Here is a 14,492-nt window from a genome sequence, read left to right as displayed (position 1 = left end):
GCGCACTACCCGGCCGACGACGCTGGCAGACATCCAGAAAGCGCCAACGCCAACCCGCCAAAGGGGTCGGAGCACACGCGCGATATACGGCCTGGACGGCATCCAGCTTTTGGAGCGCGCGGATGATCCGACCCCATTGGCTACCGCCCGTACACCCCACAGATTGCTTCTCTTTTGATAGTAAAAAACAGGAGCACGTCACGCCCATTCCATCAGCACGGGCTGCCGATTGGAGCCCTGAAAAACGGCCCTAAAACCTCAATTTCCCTCCCCGTCCAGCAAGCCCTCCTTCACCGCCAGCCGCACCAGCCCGGTGATGTCGCTCACCCCCAGCTTGGCCATCACCCGGGAACGGTAGGTTTCCACGGTTTTGGCGGACAGGTTCAGGGTGTGGGCGATGCCGCTGCTGGGCTGGCCGCGCACCACCAGGTTGAGCACCTGGCGCTCGCGCTGCGACAGGGTGTGCAGCGGCTCGGGCGCGGCACCGGGGTCGGCGGGCAGCAGCGCTTCCTGGGCCACGCGCTCGATGGCGGCGCTCCAGTAGTGCTGGCCGCAGCAGGCCTGGCGCAGGGCGTTGATCACCTCGGCGCCCGACGCGCCCTTGAGCACATAGCCCATGGCCCCCATGCGCACGGCATCCATCACCTGGCGCGGCTGGGCCATCATGCTCAGCACGACCACGCGGCTGGGGATTTTGCGGCGCTGCAACTCGGCCAGCAGCTCGTGGCCCGAGCGCTCGCCCAGCGACAGATCCAGCAGCACGCAGTCGGGCGGGGCGCGCACGATGTCGTGCAAGGCAGTGGGCAGGTCGCCGCTTTCGCCCACCACGTTAAAGCCAGACGGCTCCAGCAGCGCCCGCAGGCCTTCGCGCAGGATGGCGTGGTCGTCGACCAGGTACACAGTGTCTGTCATGGGGAATAGCTCAGTTCGATGACGGTGCCGCGCTCGTTGTCGGCCGAGCGGGCGCTTAAATGGGCACCGATGGCCTGGGAGCGTTCGCGCATGCCCACCAGGCCCAGGTGGCCGGGCTTGACCGCCTGGCCGATGGGGCCCAGGCCGATGCCGTCGTCTTGCACCAGCAGGCGCAGGCCCAGCGTGCCCAGGGGTTCGATGCCCACGGTGAGGCTGTGGCAGCGGGCATGGCACAGGGCGTTGCCGATGGCTTCGCGGGCCACCATGAAGACGGCGTATTCAACCTCGGGGTTCCAGCGCCGGTCGGCCATGGCGGGGGGGATATGCAGGCGCAGCGCCACGCCGCTGTGGTTGGCGGCTTCGGCCTGGATTTCGTTGTCCAGCGCCACGCCCAGGCCCTGCTCTTGCAAGAGCGGCGGGCGCAGCTCGACCAGCACCTGGCGCACCTCGCGCATGCCGCGGTCGATCATGCCGGACACGCGCGTCCAGCTCTTGTCGATGGCGGGTGTGGCGGGCGGCGGCAGCTGGGCGCGCAGGGCATCGACCGAGATGCGCAGGGTGGTCAGCGTCTGGCCCAGCTGGTCGTGCAGCAGCTGCGCCAGGCGGCGGTTGGTTTGCTGCTCGGCCTCCATCAGCTGGCGCGACAGGGCCGAGAGCTGCTCGCGGTAGTGCAGCAGGGCCTGCTCGGATTCGACCCGCTCGGTCACGTCGCGGGCGGTCAGGGTGAACAGCACCTCGCCGTTGACGCGGGTTTCGCTGGCCGAGGCTTCCAGGTGCAGCGTGGCCCCGTCCGGGTGCCGGGCCGACAGGGTGCGCACCGCACCGATCAGGCTGGGCAGGTCCACATCGGGCATCACATCGGCCAGCGGCAGGCCCAGCAACTGCGCGGCGCTGCGGCCAAAGATGCGCTGGGCGGCGGGATTGCTGAAGACCACGCAGACCTGCCCATCCAGGCCCAGGATGGCGTCACTGGTGGTGGAGACGATGGCCGACAGCAGGGCTTCGCTGTCGCGGATTTTTTGCTCGGCCAGGCGGCGGTCGCTCAGGTCGCGGGCCACCAGCACCACGGCCACCACCGCGTGGTTTTCATCGCTCTTGGGGTAGAGCAGCAGGTTGCCCCAGAAGCGGCCACCGGGCTGGCGCGGCAGCCAGCCTTCGTACTCCATGCGGGCACCGCCCGCGGCACCGGCCAGCAGCGCGGGCCATTGGTCCGGCAGGGCCAGCACCTGGGCCATGTCCTGCCCCAGCACCTCCAGCGCAGGCAGGCCAAACAGGGCCTGCACATTGCGGTTCCAGCTTTGCGCCCGGCCCAGCGGTGAGAGCTGCAGCATGGCGATGTCCACCGCCGCGTCCACCAGCAGATCGACCTGCTGCTTGGCGGCGCGCACCGCGGTGTGGGCGCGCAGCTCTTCGCTGATGTCGGTGTGGGTGCCCAGGTAGCCGATGAAGGTGTCGCCTTCAAACAGCGGCGTGGTGTACCACTGCACCCAGGCCACATGGCCATCGCGGCGCAGCTGCACACCGCGCCCGTGCAGCGAGATGCGCTCGGTGCGCATGCGGCGCAGGGTGTTTTGCAGGTTGGCCACCTGGTCGGGCAGGATCCACAGGCCGATGGGGGAGCGGCCCACGGCTTCGTCGGCGCCAAAGCCGGTCATGTGCTCGCTGGCGCGGTTTTGGTAGACCACATTGAAGTCGGCGTCGTACAGCACCAGGCCCACCGGCATCTCGCGCAGCAGCTGCCACACGCGGTGGCTGTTGGACACCAGCACCGACTCGGCCTGGGCTTCGCCACGCTGGTCCAGCAGGTCGGCCTCGCTCAGCCAGCGCCACACCGCGCCCTGGCCGAAGCGGGGATCGTTCTTCTGCTTTTGCTCGCTGTAGCCAGGCACGCCGGGCAGGCCGTCGGCCCCCAGGCGGTCGGTCAATGGCAGCTTTTGCACGGACCTGCCGGAGATGCCCAAGGGGCCTTCGGCATCCGGGCGATCGGTGGAATGGGGGGGTTGGTGGTGCATTGCCAAACGAATTAGTTACCAAGTGTGCCGCAAGCCTGGGCACTAGAACAGGCACTCAGGGATACCCATAGTACGGGTATCAAACTTTCCCTACAGACTAGGCGATCCATCGTCCCTAACATCGCGGCACTTACCCACCTTGCACCCAACCTGCCGCCTTTTCTGGAACACCATGCCTGCTGTACCTGCCCTGAACATCCCCGCCACTTCGGCCATTGCCCAGCCTGAATTCCTGATGGGCGTGGCCACTGCCTCCTACCAGATCGAGGGCGCTGCCGACGAGGACGGCCGCCTGCAGTCCATCTGGGACACCTACTGCGACGAACCTGGCCGTGTGCTGCACGGTGACACCGGCGACGTGGCCTGCGACCACTACCACCGCTGGCAGGCCGATGTGGACATGATTGCCGGGCTGGGCGTAGATGCCTACCGCCTGTCTATCGCCTGGCCCCGCGTGATGGACGAGAAAGGCGTGCCCAACCCCAAAGGCATCGGCTTCTACAAGAACCTGCTGGACGCGCTCCAAGCCAAAGGCATCCAAACCTACGTCACCCTGTACCACTGGGACCTGCCCCAGCACTGGCAAGACAAGGGCGGCTGGGCCAACCGCGAAACCGCCTACGCCTTTGCCGAATACGCCGACCTGATGAGCCGCGAACTGGCGGGCAAGGTCACCGCCTGGGCCACGCTGAACGAGCCCTGGTGCTCGGCCTTCCTGGGCTACGGCATTGGCCGCCACGCCCCCGGCGTGACCGACCTGCGCCAGACCACCCAGGCCCTGCACCACCTGCTGCTGGGCCACGGCCTGGCGCTGGCCAAAATCAAAGCCAACGACCCCAAGGCGATGCGCGGCATCGTCTGCAACACCGGCGTGTTTGGCCCGCGCACCGACAGCGCCGCCGACCAGGATGCGGCCTACCTGGCCTACGTGCAGCAAAACCACTGGGTGTTCGACCCGCTGCTGCTGGGCACCTACCCGCAAGACCTTTTCCGGCTGTGGCCCGGCTGCGAGCCGCTGGTGCTGGCGGGCGACATGGAAATCATCTCCACCAAGATGGACTTCCTGGGCATCAACTACTACTTCCGCGCCGAGGTCGAGTCCGACGGCAAGGGCGGCTTCCAGGAAGCCCCCCACTCCGACAAGGTGGAACGCACCCAGATGGGCTGGGAGGTGTACCCCCAGGGCCTGACCGACTTGCTGGTGGACTTCAACGCCCGCTACCCCGACATGCCCCCGGTCTACATCACCGAAAACGGCATGGCCAGCGACGACAGCGTAGGGGCCGACGGCGGCGTGGCCGACCCCCAGCGTATCCGCTTCCTGGAGCGCCACCTGATGGCCGTGGACACCGCCATCAAGGCCGGGGTGGATGTGCGCGGCTATTTCATCTGGTCGCTGATGGACAACTTTGAATGGGCCTATGGCTACGAGCGCCGCTTCGGCATCACCCACGTGGACTACACCACCCAGGTGCGCACGCCCAAGCACAGTTCGCTCGCCGTGCAAGCCTTCTTGCAGCAGCGTAAGGAACGCCCCGTGCGCTGATTTTTTCCCTGGCAGAGCCGGTGGCAACATGCCGGCTCTGCCCTTTTTCCCTCTGGGCGGTGAGCCCTTTTCCCATAAAAACTGGAGACAACATGCAAGCACAAGTTCGTACCACCGTGGCCCTGGCCATTGCATCGCTGGCCATTTTGGCCGCCACGGGCGCGCAGGCGCAGACCAAGGCGGAAGTCATGCACTGGTGGACCTCGGGGGGCGAATCGGCGGCGGTGCAAGAGCTGGCCGCCGCGTTCAACAAATCCGGTGGCCAATGGGTCGACACGGCGGTGGCCGGTGGTGAGGCCGCCCGTGCCGCCGCCATCAACCGCATCGTGGGTGGCAACCCACCCACCGCGGCCATGTTCAACACCTCGCAGCAGTACCTGGACATCATCAAGGAGGGCATGCTCAACGACATCGACGCCGTAGCCGCCAAGGAAAAGTGGGACACCATGCTGCCCGCACCCGTGATCAGCAGCATCAAGGTCAACGGCCACTACTACGCCGCACCGGTCAACATCCACATGCCCAGCTGGTTCTGGTACTCCAAGCCCGCGTTTGCCAAGGCCGGTATCACCAGCGAACCCAAGACCCCCGACGAGCTGTTCGCCGCACTCGACAAGCTCAAGGCCGCCGGTCTGGTGCCACTGGCTCTGGGTGGCCAGGGCTGGCAGGAATACATCACCTTCTACAGCTGGGTGGCCCAGGTCGGCGGTACCGACCTGTACATGAAGTTCTTCAAGGACCACGATGCAGCCGTCATCAACACCCCTGCCTTCCGCAAGGTGCTGACCGATTTCAAGCGCCTGAAGAGCTACACCGACGCAGGCTCGCCCGGCCGCAACTGGAACGACGCCACCTCGATGCTGATCACCGGCAAGGCTGGCGTGCAGATCATGGGCGACTGGGCCAAGGGCGAATTCAACAACGCCAAGCAGGTGGCGGGCAAAGACTACGGCTGCTTCCCCGGCTTTGGCCCCAAGTCGCCCTACATCATTGCCGGTGACGTGTTTGTGTTTCCCCGCACCAAGGATGCCAACGCCATCAAGGCCCAGCAGATGCTGGCCACCTCGATGACCTCGGCCGCCACCCAGGTCGCGTTCAACAACAAAAAGGGATCGATCCCGATCCGCACCGACGTCGATGCATCGCAAATGGACCTGTGCGCACAAGCCGGCCTGACCATCATGAAGGACAAGACCCGCCAGATCGCCGTACCCGACATGCTGCTGGCTCCCGATGTGGGCGGTGCCGTGCAGGACATCATCTCCAAGTACTGGAACACTGCCCAGTCGGTGGACGATGTGGTCAAGGCGCTGCAGGGCGCCATCAAGGGCTGATCTGGCGCTCGCCCGCTAGCCACGCCCGTGCCGACGTGCCACCGCACGCCGGCACGGGCGTGTACCGCATCCCCGTTTCGCATTCCGCACTGCACAAAGGACACCTTAGATGGCCACACCCCCCAAACCCCCACCCCGGCGCGGCAAGCGCCAGAACTGGGCGGTCAACTTCGCCCTGCTGCCCATGGCGGTGACCGTATTGCTGTGCTACCTGGGCACGGTGCTGTGGTCCATCGTGGTGTCGCTGACCAGCTCCAAGACCTTCCCCAACACCAACTTCGTCGGGCTGGCGCAGTACGAAAAGCTCTTCACCACCGACCGCTGGTGGCTGTCGCTGCACAACATGGCGCTGTTTGGTGTGATCTTTGTGATTGCCTGCCTGGCGCTGGGCTTTTTTCTGGCGGTATTTATCGACCAGAAGGTGCGCGGCGAAGGCATATTGCGCACCATTTTTCTCTACCCCTATGCCATGAGCTTCGTGGCCACCGGCCTGGTCTGGCAGTGGATGCTCAACCCCGGCCTGGGCCTGCAAGAGGCGGTGCGCCAGCTAGGCTTTCCCAATTTTGAGTTCGACTGGATCATCAGCCAGGACAAGGTGATGTACGCCATCGCCCTGGCCGCGGTGTGGCAGTCGGCCGGGCTGGTCATGGCATTGCTGCTGGCAGGCCTGCGCGGCGTGGACGAAGAGATCTGGAAGGCCGCGCGCATCGACGGCATTCCGGTCTGGCGCGTCTACATGAGCATCGTGCTGCCCATGATTGCGCCCAGCATTGCCACCGCCACCGTGCTGCTGTCGCTGGGCGTGATCAAGGTGTTCGACGTGGTGGTCGCCATGACCGGTGGCGGCCCCGGCATTGCCAGCGAGGTGCCCGCCAAGTTCATCATGGACTACCTGTTCAACCGCGCCAACATCGGCCTGGCCTCGGCCGCCTCGGTGGTGCTGCTGCTGACCGTGCTGGCCCTGCTGCTGCCCTGGCTGTACGCCAAGAACCGCATGGAAAAAAACAACAACAAGGGCCATTGACCATGAACGCCACCACTCCCGTCAAGGTGCGCAACCAGCGCCCGGCCAAATCCTGGTTCACCCCGGCCCGCATCGGCATCTACGCCTTTTTGCTGATGAGCGCCCTATTCTTTCTGCTGCCACTGTATGTGATGGTGGTGACCTCGCTCAAGCCCATGGAAGAGATCCGCCTGGGCCAGATCTTCGCCCTGCCCAGCCGCCCCACCATCGAAGCCTGGGCGATTGCCTGGTCCAGTGCCTGCACCGGGCTGGAGTGCACCGGCATCCAGGTGGGCTTCTGGAACTCCTTGAAGATCGTGGTCCCCAGCGCGATGCTGTCGATCTTCATTGGTGCGCTCAACGGCTACGCACTGGCCTACTGGCGCAGGCCCTGGGCCGGGGTGTTCTTTGCCATTTTGCTGCTGGGCGCGTTCATTCCCTACCAGGTGCACCTGTATCCGCTGGTGCGCGGGCTGTCCATGCTGGGCCTATTCAGCACCTTGCCCGCCATCGTGCTGGTGCACACCATCTTCGGCATGCCGGTGATGACGCTGCTGTTCCGCAACTACTACGCAAGCCTGCCCGAAGAGCTGGTGAAGGCCGCGCGCATCGACGGCGGTGGCTTCTGGCGCATCTTCTTCCAGCTGATGATTCCCATGTCCACCCCCATCATCATCGTGGCGGTGATCATGCAGGTCACCGGCATCTGGAACGACTTCCTGCTGGGCCTGGTGTTTGCCGGGCGCGAGAACCTGCCCATGACGGTGCAGCTCAACAACATCATCAACACCACCACCGGCGAGCGTTTGTACAACGTCAACATGGCGGCCACCATCCTCACCTCCTCGGTGCCGCTGTTCATCTATCTCATCTCCGGTCGTTGGTTCGTACGCGGCATCGCTGCTGGCGCAGTGAAAGGTTGAACACCCCCAGGCTACAGCGCAAGCGCTTTTCGCCAACCCCCTTGCAGGGGGCAACACCAGCAGCCTGGCGGAGCCAGTTCTGCGGTGTTTCTGGAAGGATGGTCTACCACCTGCCTTGGCGGCTTTATAAAAATTAGAGGAATCCATATGTCTAGTGTCAGCATCCAACAACTCCACATCCGCCTGGGCAATGTGGACATCCTGCAAAACATGAACCTGGAGGTCGTCGATGGCGAATTCCTGGTGCTGCTGGGCCCCTCGGGCTGCGGCAAATCCACCCTGCTGCACACGATCGCCGGGCTGATCGACGTGCATGACGGCGTGATCGAAATCGGCGGCAACGACGTCACCTGGGCCGACCCCAAGGACCGCTCCATCGGCATGGTGTTCCAGAGCTACGCGCTCTACCCCACCATGACGGTGGAACGCAACATGTCGTTCGGCCCGCGCATCACCGGCATTCCGGCCGATGAAATCGCCCGCCGCGTGGAACGTGCATCCGCCATGCTGCACCTGGGGCCGCTGCTGCAGCGCAAGCCTTCGCAGCTCTCCGGCGGGCAGCGCCAGCGGGTGGCGATTGGCCGTGCCCTGGTGCGCGATGCCGGGGTGTATCTGTTTGACGAGCCGCTGTCGAATCTGGACGCCAAGTTGCGCAACGAGCTGCGCCGCGAGCTCAAGCAGCTGCACGTGGACATCGGCAAGACCATGGTGTATGTGACCCACGACCAGACCGAGGCTATGACCCTGGCCAGCCGCATCGCGGTGATGCTGGACGGCAAGATCCAGCAGATCGGCACCCCCGCCGAAGTCTACGACCGGCCCATCAACCGCTTCGTGGCGGGCTTTCTGGGCTCGCCCACCATGAACTTCTTCGAAGGCGTGATCGCCTCCGACAACGGCCAGTTGGTGTGGCGCGCCCCGGGCCTGACGGTCGACGTAGCCGCCTACCCCTTTGCCACGCCGCCGCACATGGGCCAAAAGGCGGTGCTGGGCGTGCGCCCGGAGCACGTGGACCTGGTGCCGCTGGACCAGCCCGCCCTGGGCAAAGCCACCGTCACCCTGGCCGAGCCCATGGGTGCCATGGTGGTGCTGTGGCTGGACCTGGGCGGCACGGCCATGTCGTGTATCGCCGACAGCCACACCCCGCACCAGCGCGGCCACACCCTGGGCGTGCGCTGCGACGTGCGGCGCATCTCGCTGTTTGGCGAGGACGGCCAGCGGCTGTAGCGGTCCGCCACAACCGGCCCCCTCCCCAGCCCTCCCCCGGTGGGGGAGGGAGCAATGCACAGCCCGTGTTTCCCCTCCCCGCCGGGGGCGGGCCGGGGTGGGGGCCACCCCCTTCACAATCCATCCATGCTCCCGAACGCCCGCCGTTTCCTGATCTTGATGCTGCTGCAGGCCTTTGCCGTCGGCCTGTCCAACATCTTCGTCAACCTCTACATCTGGAACATCGACCGCTCTCTGCTCACCCAGGCGCACTACAGCCTGAGCCAGTCGGCGGCGATCTTGCTGAGCTTTCCGCTGTGCAGCCTGCACGCGCGGCGCACTTCGCCCATGGCCAGCTCACGGGTCGGGCTGGTGCTGTTCATGCTGGCCTACGCGGTGATTCTGTGGCTGCAGGAAGACTGCGCCCGGCATGTGGGCCTGATCGGCGGCCTGCTGGGGCTGGCGGTGAGCTTCTTTGTCATCGGCCAGCACATGCAGTTTCTGGAAAACGCCCACGACGCGCAGCGCGACCGCTTTCTCTACGCCGCCAACTACATGACCAGCGGTGCCGCCATCGTGGCCCCGCTGCTGGCGGGCTGGCTGATCCGGCATATTGCGGGCCCGCGTGGCTACAGCGTGGTGTTCGGCCTGTCGCTGCTGACCTTTGCGGTAGCCGCCTGGTGGTCGACCCGCATCAGCGGCCAGCCGCTGGGCCGCGCCTCCAACCTGCTGGGCGCCTGGCGCAACAAGCAGCGCACCTGGCGCGGCATGTTCTGGGTCAGCACCGCCATGGCCACGGTGCAGGGCACCTACACCAGCTTTCTGGTCACCATCATGGCCTATGCCATCTTGCAAGACGAATTGGCCTTTGGCGCCTACAGCGCCATGGTGGCGCTGGTGGGCCTGGTGTCCAGCATTGCCCTGGCCCTGTGGTCGCAGGCCCGGCACCGGCTGCGCACCTACACCCTGGGCGCCCTGCTGCTGTGCGCCGCCTCCGTCGCCCTGGCCCTGGTGCAGGAGCCCGCCATGCTGGTGGTCTACGGCATCGCCAGCGCCATCGGCATGAACACCATCACCACCTGCGAAATGGCCTGGAGCTACGCCGCCATCGAGTCGGCGCCCGACTACGCGCAGCACAAGCTGGACTACATCGTGGTGCGCGAAATCCCGCTGGGCCTGGGCCGCATGGTGGGCGTGGGCCTTTTTGTGCTGCTCAACAGCCAGTTTGAAAGCCAGGTGCTGAGCCTGGGCTTTGTGCTGTTTGGCGCGGTGTATTTGGCGCTGGTGCCCGCGCTGCGACGCATCTGGCAGCCCACCGGGCCCATACTACAAAAAACGTAGCTGCTCACGCTGTAAGGGTAAGCACGGAGTGCCAAAAAGACACTATCAATAAGAGTTCAAAAATGTAACTAGATTCTTATACGATAGCGAGGTGCTCGCCACCACCCCACCCCCCCTGTCGTCCACCGGACCCGACCGCCCGCCCTGGTGGATCTACCTGCTGTTGCCGCTGCTGCATTTCGCCAGCGTCAAGCTCACCCTGTTGTGCGCCGTCACCCCGGAAACCGAGGCCGTGGTCTGGCTGCCCAACGCGGTGCTGCTGGCCGCCCTGCTGCGCTACCAGGGCCAGCGCGGCTGGGCCATGGCGGCGCTGACCACCAGCTCGGACGTGCTGGCCACCACGTCGGCTTTTCCGCTGGGGAGCTCGGTCATGCTGGGCCTGGTGAATCTGGCCGAGGTGCTGCTGGCCTACGGGCTGATGCGGCGCATGCATGTATCGCGGGGCCTGCAGCGGATTGAAGATTTCGGCAAATTCATTGCCGCCGGGCCCATCGTGGCGGCGCTGCTGGCCGCACTGCTGGCCTCGGCCATCCTGCTGCACATGGATGCCGGCATCACCACGCCGTACCTGGCGCTGGTCCGCGTGTGGTGGTTTGGCGATGCACTGGGCCTGCTGATCTACACGCCGCTGCTGCTCAGCTTCTCCGGGCCGGTGCACGCACCCCCCACCCGCTGCACCCTGCTCGACGGCACCATCGTGCTGCTGGGCGTGGCACTGGCCTGGCTGGTCTTCTCTGCCGAGCAGGGCGAAGTCGGCGGCGTGTCGGTGACACCGGACCTGCTGCTGCCCCCCGTGCTGTACCTGGCGGTGCGCTTCGGCATACGCTGGACGGCGCTGGCGGTGGCGCTGATCTCCCTGGCCACCGCCTGGGTCCTGACCACCGGCCACCAGCCCTTCGGGGCGGTCGACGTGCACCTGGAAATCGTGCGGGCGCAGGAGTTCATCTTCACGCTGTGCACCGTGGGCATCGGTTTCGCCATTTTGCTGACCGAGCTGAAAACCCACGAACGCGGGCTGGAAGACAAGGTGCGCGAGCGCACCCAGGCCCTGGAAGCCTCCAACGCCCGGCTGGCGGAACTGAGCGCCACCGACGGCCTGACCGGCATCGCCAACCGCCGCCGCTTCGACGAGGTGCTGGCCAGCGAATGGAGCCGGGCGACCCGCAGCGGCCAGCCCCTGGCGCTGGTGATGCTGGACGTGGACTTTTTCAAACCCTACAACGACCACTACGGCCACCTGGCGGGCGACGACTGCCTGCGCCACGTCGCCCGCGTACTGGCCGCGCAACTGCACCGCGGCGGCGACCTGGTGGCCCGCTACGGTGGTGAAGAATTTGTGCTACTGGCCTGGGTGCGCGATGCCGCCGATGCCCGGCACATCGCCGAAACCGCCCGCCTGGCCCTGGTCGCCCTGGCCCTGCCGCACGCGGCATCGCCCTTGGGCACGGTCACCGCCAGCCTGGGGGTAGCGCTGCACGTTCCCACCGTGGGCGAAACCTCCGACCTGCTGGTGCAGCAGGCCGACCTGGCGCTCTATCAGGCCAAGGCCGGTGGCCGCAACCAGACCGTGCTGTACGGCGCAGGCAGCAGGACACCCGCAGAGCCTGACCCCGGCCCAGGTGCCTAGCGGTTGCGCGTCCAGCGCGTCAGCTCGATGCTGACAATGCACACCACCAGCCAGGCCGTGCCCGACGCAAAGCCCGCCAGCACATCGCTGGCAAAGTGCACACGCAGAAACACCCGGCTCACCCCCACCGAAAACGCCAGCGCCACCGCCGCCAGCACCAGCGGCAGTTGCCAGCGCGGCGGCACAAAGCGGCACAGCACATAGGCCAGCATGCCGTACAGCACCACCGAACCCGAACTGTGGCCGCTGGGAAAGCTGAAGCCGTGGGCCAAGACCAGCCCGTCGTCGTGCACCGGCCGCACCCGCGCAAAAATCTGCTTCAGCGTGGTGTTGAGCACGCCGTTGCCCGCCACCGCCAGCACCCAGCCCAGCGCCAGCCAGCGGCGGCCGCGCCACACCAACACAGCGGCCACCAGGATGCACAGACCGACAACGGTGGGGGTATCGGCCAGGCGGGTCAGTAGCGCGAACATCTGCAGCGCGGCCGGCGGCAACTGGGTGCGCAGGCTGTCGGCCAGCGCCTGGTCGGCCCGACCCATGGCGCCGTCGGTGCCCAGCTTTTCGGCCAGCTCGGCAAACACCCAGGCCCCGGTGACGATCACCGCAAAGCCCGCCGCCAGCCGCAGGCCCAGGTACAGCGCAGGCGACAGGCTGCTTTGGTCGCGCGGCACGTCGATGCGCCGCACCAGCCACCAGCCGCCCGTGGTAGCCAGCAGCAGCAGCGCCAGCACACCCGCATAGATTTCCAAAGCCCACGGGGCCCAGGCTGCCACATCAAACGGCATGCAGCCCCCGGCCCACCTGGATCGGTGTCACTTTCACACACGCAAACGCGCCGGACGCGGCTGCAAAATCCCACTGCTCCACATTGCAACGCCGCTCGGCCGCCTGCCAGCGCAGCAGGTTCACCGAGTTCGGCGCGCCCGCGCGCACCCGGCTCGACAACGCCGTGCCCGCCTGCACCGCCCACAGGGGCCGCGCCAGGCCCGGCAGCGGCAGCACAAACGGCAGGTGGATATGCCCGCCCAGCACCACGTCGGCCCCGGCCAGTGCCCACGCCCGCTGCGCGTCGGCGTGGCCACGCAGCAGATTCTTCACGTCTTCGGCGCGCTGCACCGCAATCGGCTGGTGCACCACCACCACACGCAACTGCGCCGCCGTGGCCCCGGCCAGCAAGGTGGCCACGCGCTCGATCTGCGCGGGCGATACCTCGCCGTCTTCATGGCGGTAGGCCCGGGTGGTGTTCACGCCGACCACCAGCAGGTCGGCCGACCGGAACACCGGCTCCAGCACGGGCCCAAAGGCCGCGCAGTGCCCGGCGTAGGGGTGCCGCCAGCGCGCCCACAGGTTGAACAGCGGGATGTCGTGGTTGCCGGGCACCGCCAGCAGCGGCCCGCCCAGCCGGTCCATGCAGGCCCGCGCCGCCCGAAACTGGGCGCTGCGCGCGCGCTGGGTGATGTCGCCCGACAGCACCAGCAGATCGGGCTGCTGCTGCCGCGCCAGGGCCGCCAGGGCCGCCACCACCGGGGCCTGCTCGGTGCCGAAATGCGGGTCGGATATTTGCAGCAGCACGGTCATGAACGGCTGCCCTCGGCGGGTTTGAGCAGGAACAAGGGCTGCGCGGCCACCCTGAATTCCAGCGGGGTGCGCATGCGGGTCACCTCGCCGTCAAACGCTACCTTGATCTTGCGCCGGCGCGGCTGCACCACCATGCGCGAAAACGCAAAGCTCTCCACACTGTCGGCCTCGCCCAGCGTGCCCATGGCGCCACGCACCATCAAGCCCACCATGGCCAGGGTGCCCATGGGTTTGAGCATCACCGCGGCGATCTGGCCGTCGTCCAGCGGGCGCGCCGGGTGGTCGCTGAGGTTGACGCCCACCTGCTCCAACTGCAGGCGGTTGTTGCCCACAAACAGCGTGGGCGTGCGCACATTGCGCACCACGCCGCCCTGGTCGATCTGCAGATGCAACTGGCGGTGGAAGCGCAGCAGGGTCATCACCGCCGCGCCCAGGGCCACCCAGCGGCTGCGGCCAAAGCGGGCCTTGTAGGTTTCGCGGTCTTCCAGCAGCACCGGGTACAGGCCCAGGCTGGCGTTGACCAGAAACACCTGGCCGTTGACCGTGCCCACCTGCACCGGCGTGGGCACGGCCTGCATCAGCATCTGCGCGGCCTGCGCGGGCTCGGTGGAAATGCCGTGGGTGCGGGCAAAGTAGTTGAAGGTGCCCAGCGGCACCACGCCCAGGGCGCAGCCCGCCGCGTGCGCCGCCTGGGCCACGGCGTTGATGGTGCCGTCGCCGCCCACCGCCACCACCGCCGAGCGGGTGGCCAGGGCGGTGGCCGCGGCTTCGCGGGCCACGCGGGGCAGATCGGCAGGGCGGGTAAAAAGCAGTTCGCCGGTGCGTCCGGCAGCCTGCAAGGCCTGTTCGATCACCGCGCGCTTGGCATCGGCATCGCTGCGGCCCGAGGCCGCGTTGATGACGAAGATCAGCGGCGCGGCGGGGTCCTGTAGAGGGCTTGGGTTCATGGCCGCATCCTAGCAGCCCTGGTAGCGGTTACTACAAAATAAGTAGCTGCTCACGCTGATGGA

12 protein-coding genes are annotated in these 14,492 nt (G+C 66.6%); 7 read left to right on the top strand and 5 right to left on the bottom strand.

The window, feature by feature from the left end:
- Positions 1 to 258: 258 nt before the first annotated feature.
- Both AB3G31_RS07010 and AB3G31_RS07005 read right to left on the bottom strand, forming a co-directional pair.
- The gene (locus AB3G31_RS07010; protein ID WP_367849473.1) at positions 259 to 912 is read right to left on the bottom strand and encodes a response regulator; all 654 of its coding nucleotides are present in this window, start codon (positions 910 to 912) and stop codon (positions 259 to 261) included.
- On the bottom strand, positions 909 to 2,924 hold the full coding sequence (locus AB3G31_RS07005; protein WP_367849472.1) for a PAS domain S-box protein: 2,016 nt from the start codon (positions 2,922 to 2,924) through the stop codon (positions 909 to 911). Before AB3G31_RS07005 ends, AB3G31_RS07010 begins: the two co-directional genes overlap by 4 nt.
- Positions 2,925 to 3,096: 172 nt before the next feature.
- Between AB3G31_RS07005 and AB3G31_RS07000 the strand changes: the two genes are divergently transcribed.
- From AB3G31_RS07000 to AB3G31_RS06970, 7 genes are all read left to right on the top strand, one after another.
- Positions 3,097 to 4,470, top strand: coding sequence for a GH1 family beta-glucosidase (locus tag AB3G31_RS07000; protein ID WP_367849471.1), 1,374 nt, complete (start codon positions 3,097 to 3,099; stop codon positions 4,468 to 4,470).
- A 188-nt stretch (positions 4,471 to 4,658) separates the two neighbouring features.
- Positions 4,659 to 5,804 carry an ABC transporter substrate-binding protein gene (locus AB3G31_RS06995; protein ID WP_367850305.1) on the top strand — a complete coding sequence of 382 codons (1,146 nt, stop codon included), beginning with the start codon at positions 4,659 to 4,661 and terminating at the stop codon, positions 5,802 to 5,804.
- A 109-nt stretch (positions 5,805 to 5,913) separates the two neighbouring features.
- A complete protein-coding gene (locus AB3G31_RS06990; RefSeq protein ID WP_367849470.1) occupies positions 5,914 to 6,828 on the top strand; it encodes a carbohydrate ABC transporter permease in 915 nt (304 codons plus the stop codon).
- A 2-nt stretch (positions 6,829 to 6,830) separates the two neighbouring features.
- On the top strand, positions 6,831 to 7,730 hold the full coding sequence (locus AB3G31_RS06985; protein ID WP_367849468.1) for a carbohydrate ABC transporter permease: 900 nt from the start codon (positions 6,831 to 6,833) through the stop codon (positions 7,728 to 7,730).
- 147 nt (positions 7,731 to 7,877) lie between these two features.
- Complete coding sequence (locus AB3G31_RS06980; protein ID WP_367849467.1) at positions 7,878 to 8,957, top strand: ABC transporter ATP-binding protein; 1,080 nt, start codon at positions 7,878 to 7,880, stop codon at positions 8,955 to 8,957.
- A gap of 126 nt (positions 8,958 to 9,083) precedes the next feature.
- On the top strand, positions 9,084 to 10,277 hold the full coding sequence (locus AB3G31_RS06975) for an MFS transporter (RefSeq protein ID WP_367849466.1): 1,194 nt from the start codon (positions 9,084 to 9,086) through the stop codon (positions 10,275 to 10,277).
- Between the two features lie 91 nt (positions 10,278 to 10,368).
- A complete protein-coding gene (locus tag AB3G31_RS06970) occupies positions 10,369 to 11,904 on the top strand; it encodes a diguanylate cyclase (protein ID WP_367849465.1) in 1,536 nt (511 codons plus the stop codon).
- Here the strand turns inward: AB3G31_RS06970 and AB3G31_RS06965 are convergent.
- The 3 genes from AB3G31_RS06965 to AB3G31_RS06955 are packed head-to-tail and all read right to left on the bottom strand — an operon-like array spanning position 11,901 to position 14,429.
- Positions 11,901 to 12,689, bottom strand: a complete 789-nt coding sequence (locus AB3G31_RS06965) for a phosphatase PAP2 family protein (RefSeq protein ID WP_367849464.1) — start codon at positions 12,687 to 12,689, stop codon at positions 11,901 to 11,903. The two genes, AB3G31_RS06970 and AB3G31_RS06965, sit on opposite strands and share 4 nt — an antisense overlap.
- Positions 12,679 to 13,482: a metallophosphoesterase gene (locus tag AB3G31_RS06960; protein ID WP_367849463.1), complete on the bottom strand. Its 804-nt coding sequence runs from the start codon at positions 13,480 to 13,482 to the stop codon at positions 12,679 to 12,681. Before AB3G31_RS06960 ends, AB3G31_RS06965 begins: the two co-directional genes overlap by 11 nt.
- Complete coding sequence (locus tag AB3G31_RS06955) at positions 13,479 to 14,429, bottom strand: diacylglycerol kinase family protein (RefSeq protein WP_367849462.1); 951 nt, start codon at positions 14,427 to 14,429, stop codon at positions 13,479 to 13,481. The genes AB3G31_RS06960 and AB3G31_RS06955 overlap by 4 nt, the downstream gene beginning before the upstream one ends.
- Positions 14,430 to 14,492: the final 63 nt, after the last annotated feature.

Origin of the sequence: Rhodoferax sp. WC2427 (assembly GCF_040822085.1) — a bacterium.
Lineage (GTDB): Bacteria > Pseudomonadota > Gammaproteobacteria > Burkholderiales > Burkholderiaceae_C > Rhodoferax_B.
The sequence above is the reverse complement of the archived record's forward strand: the minus strand, read 5'-3'. Positions and strand labels throughout refer to the sequence as shown.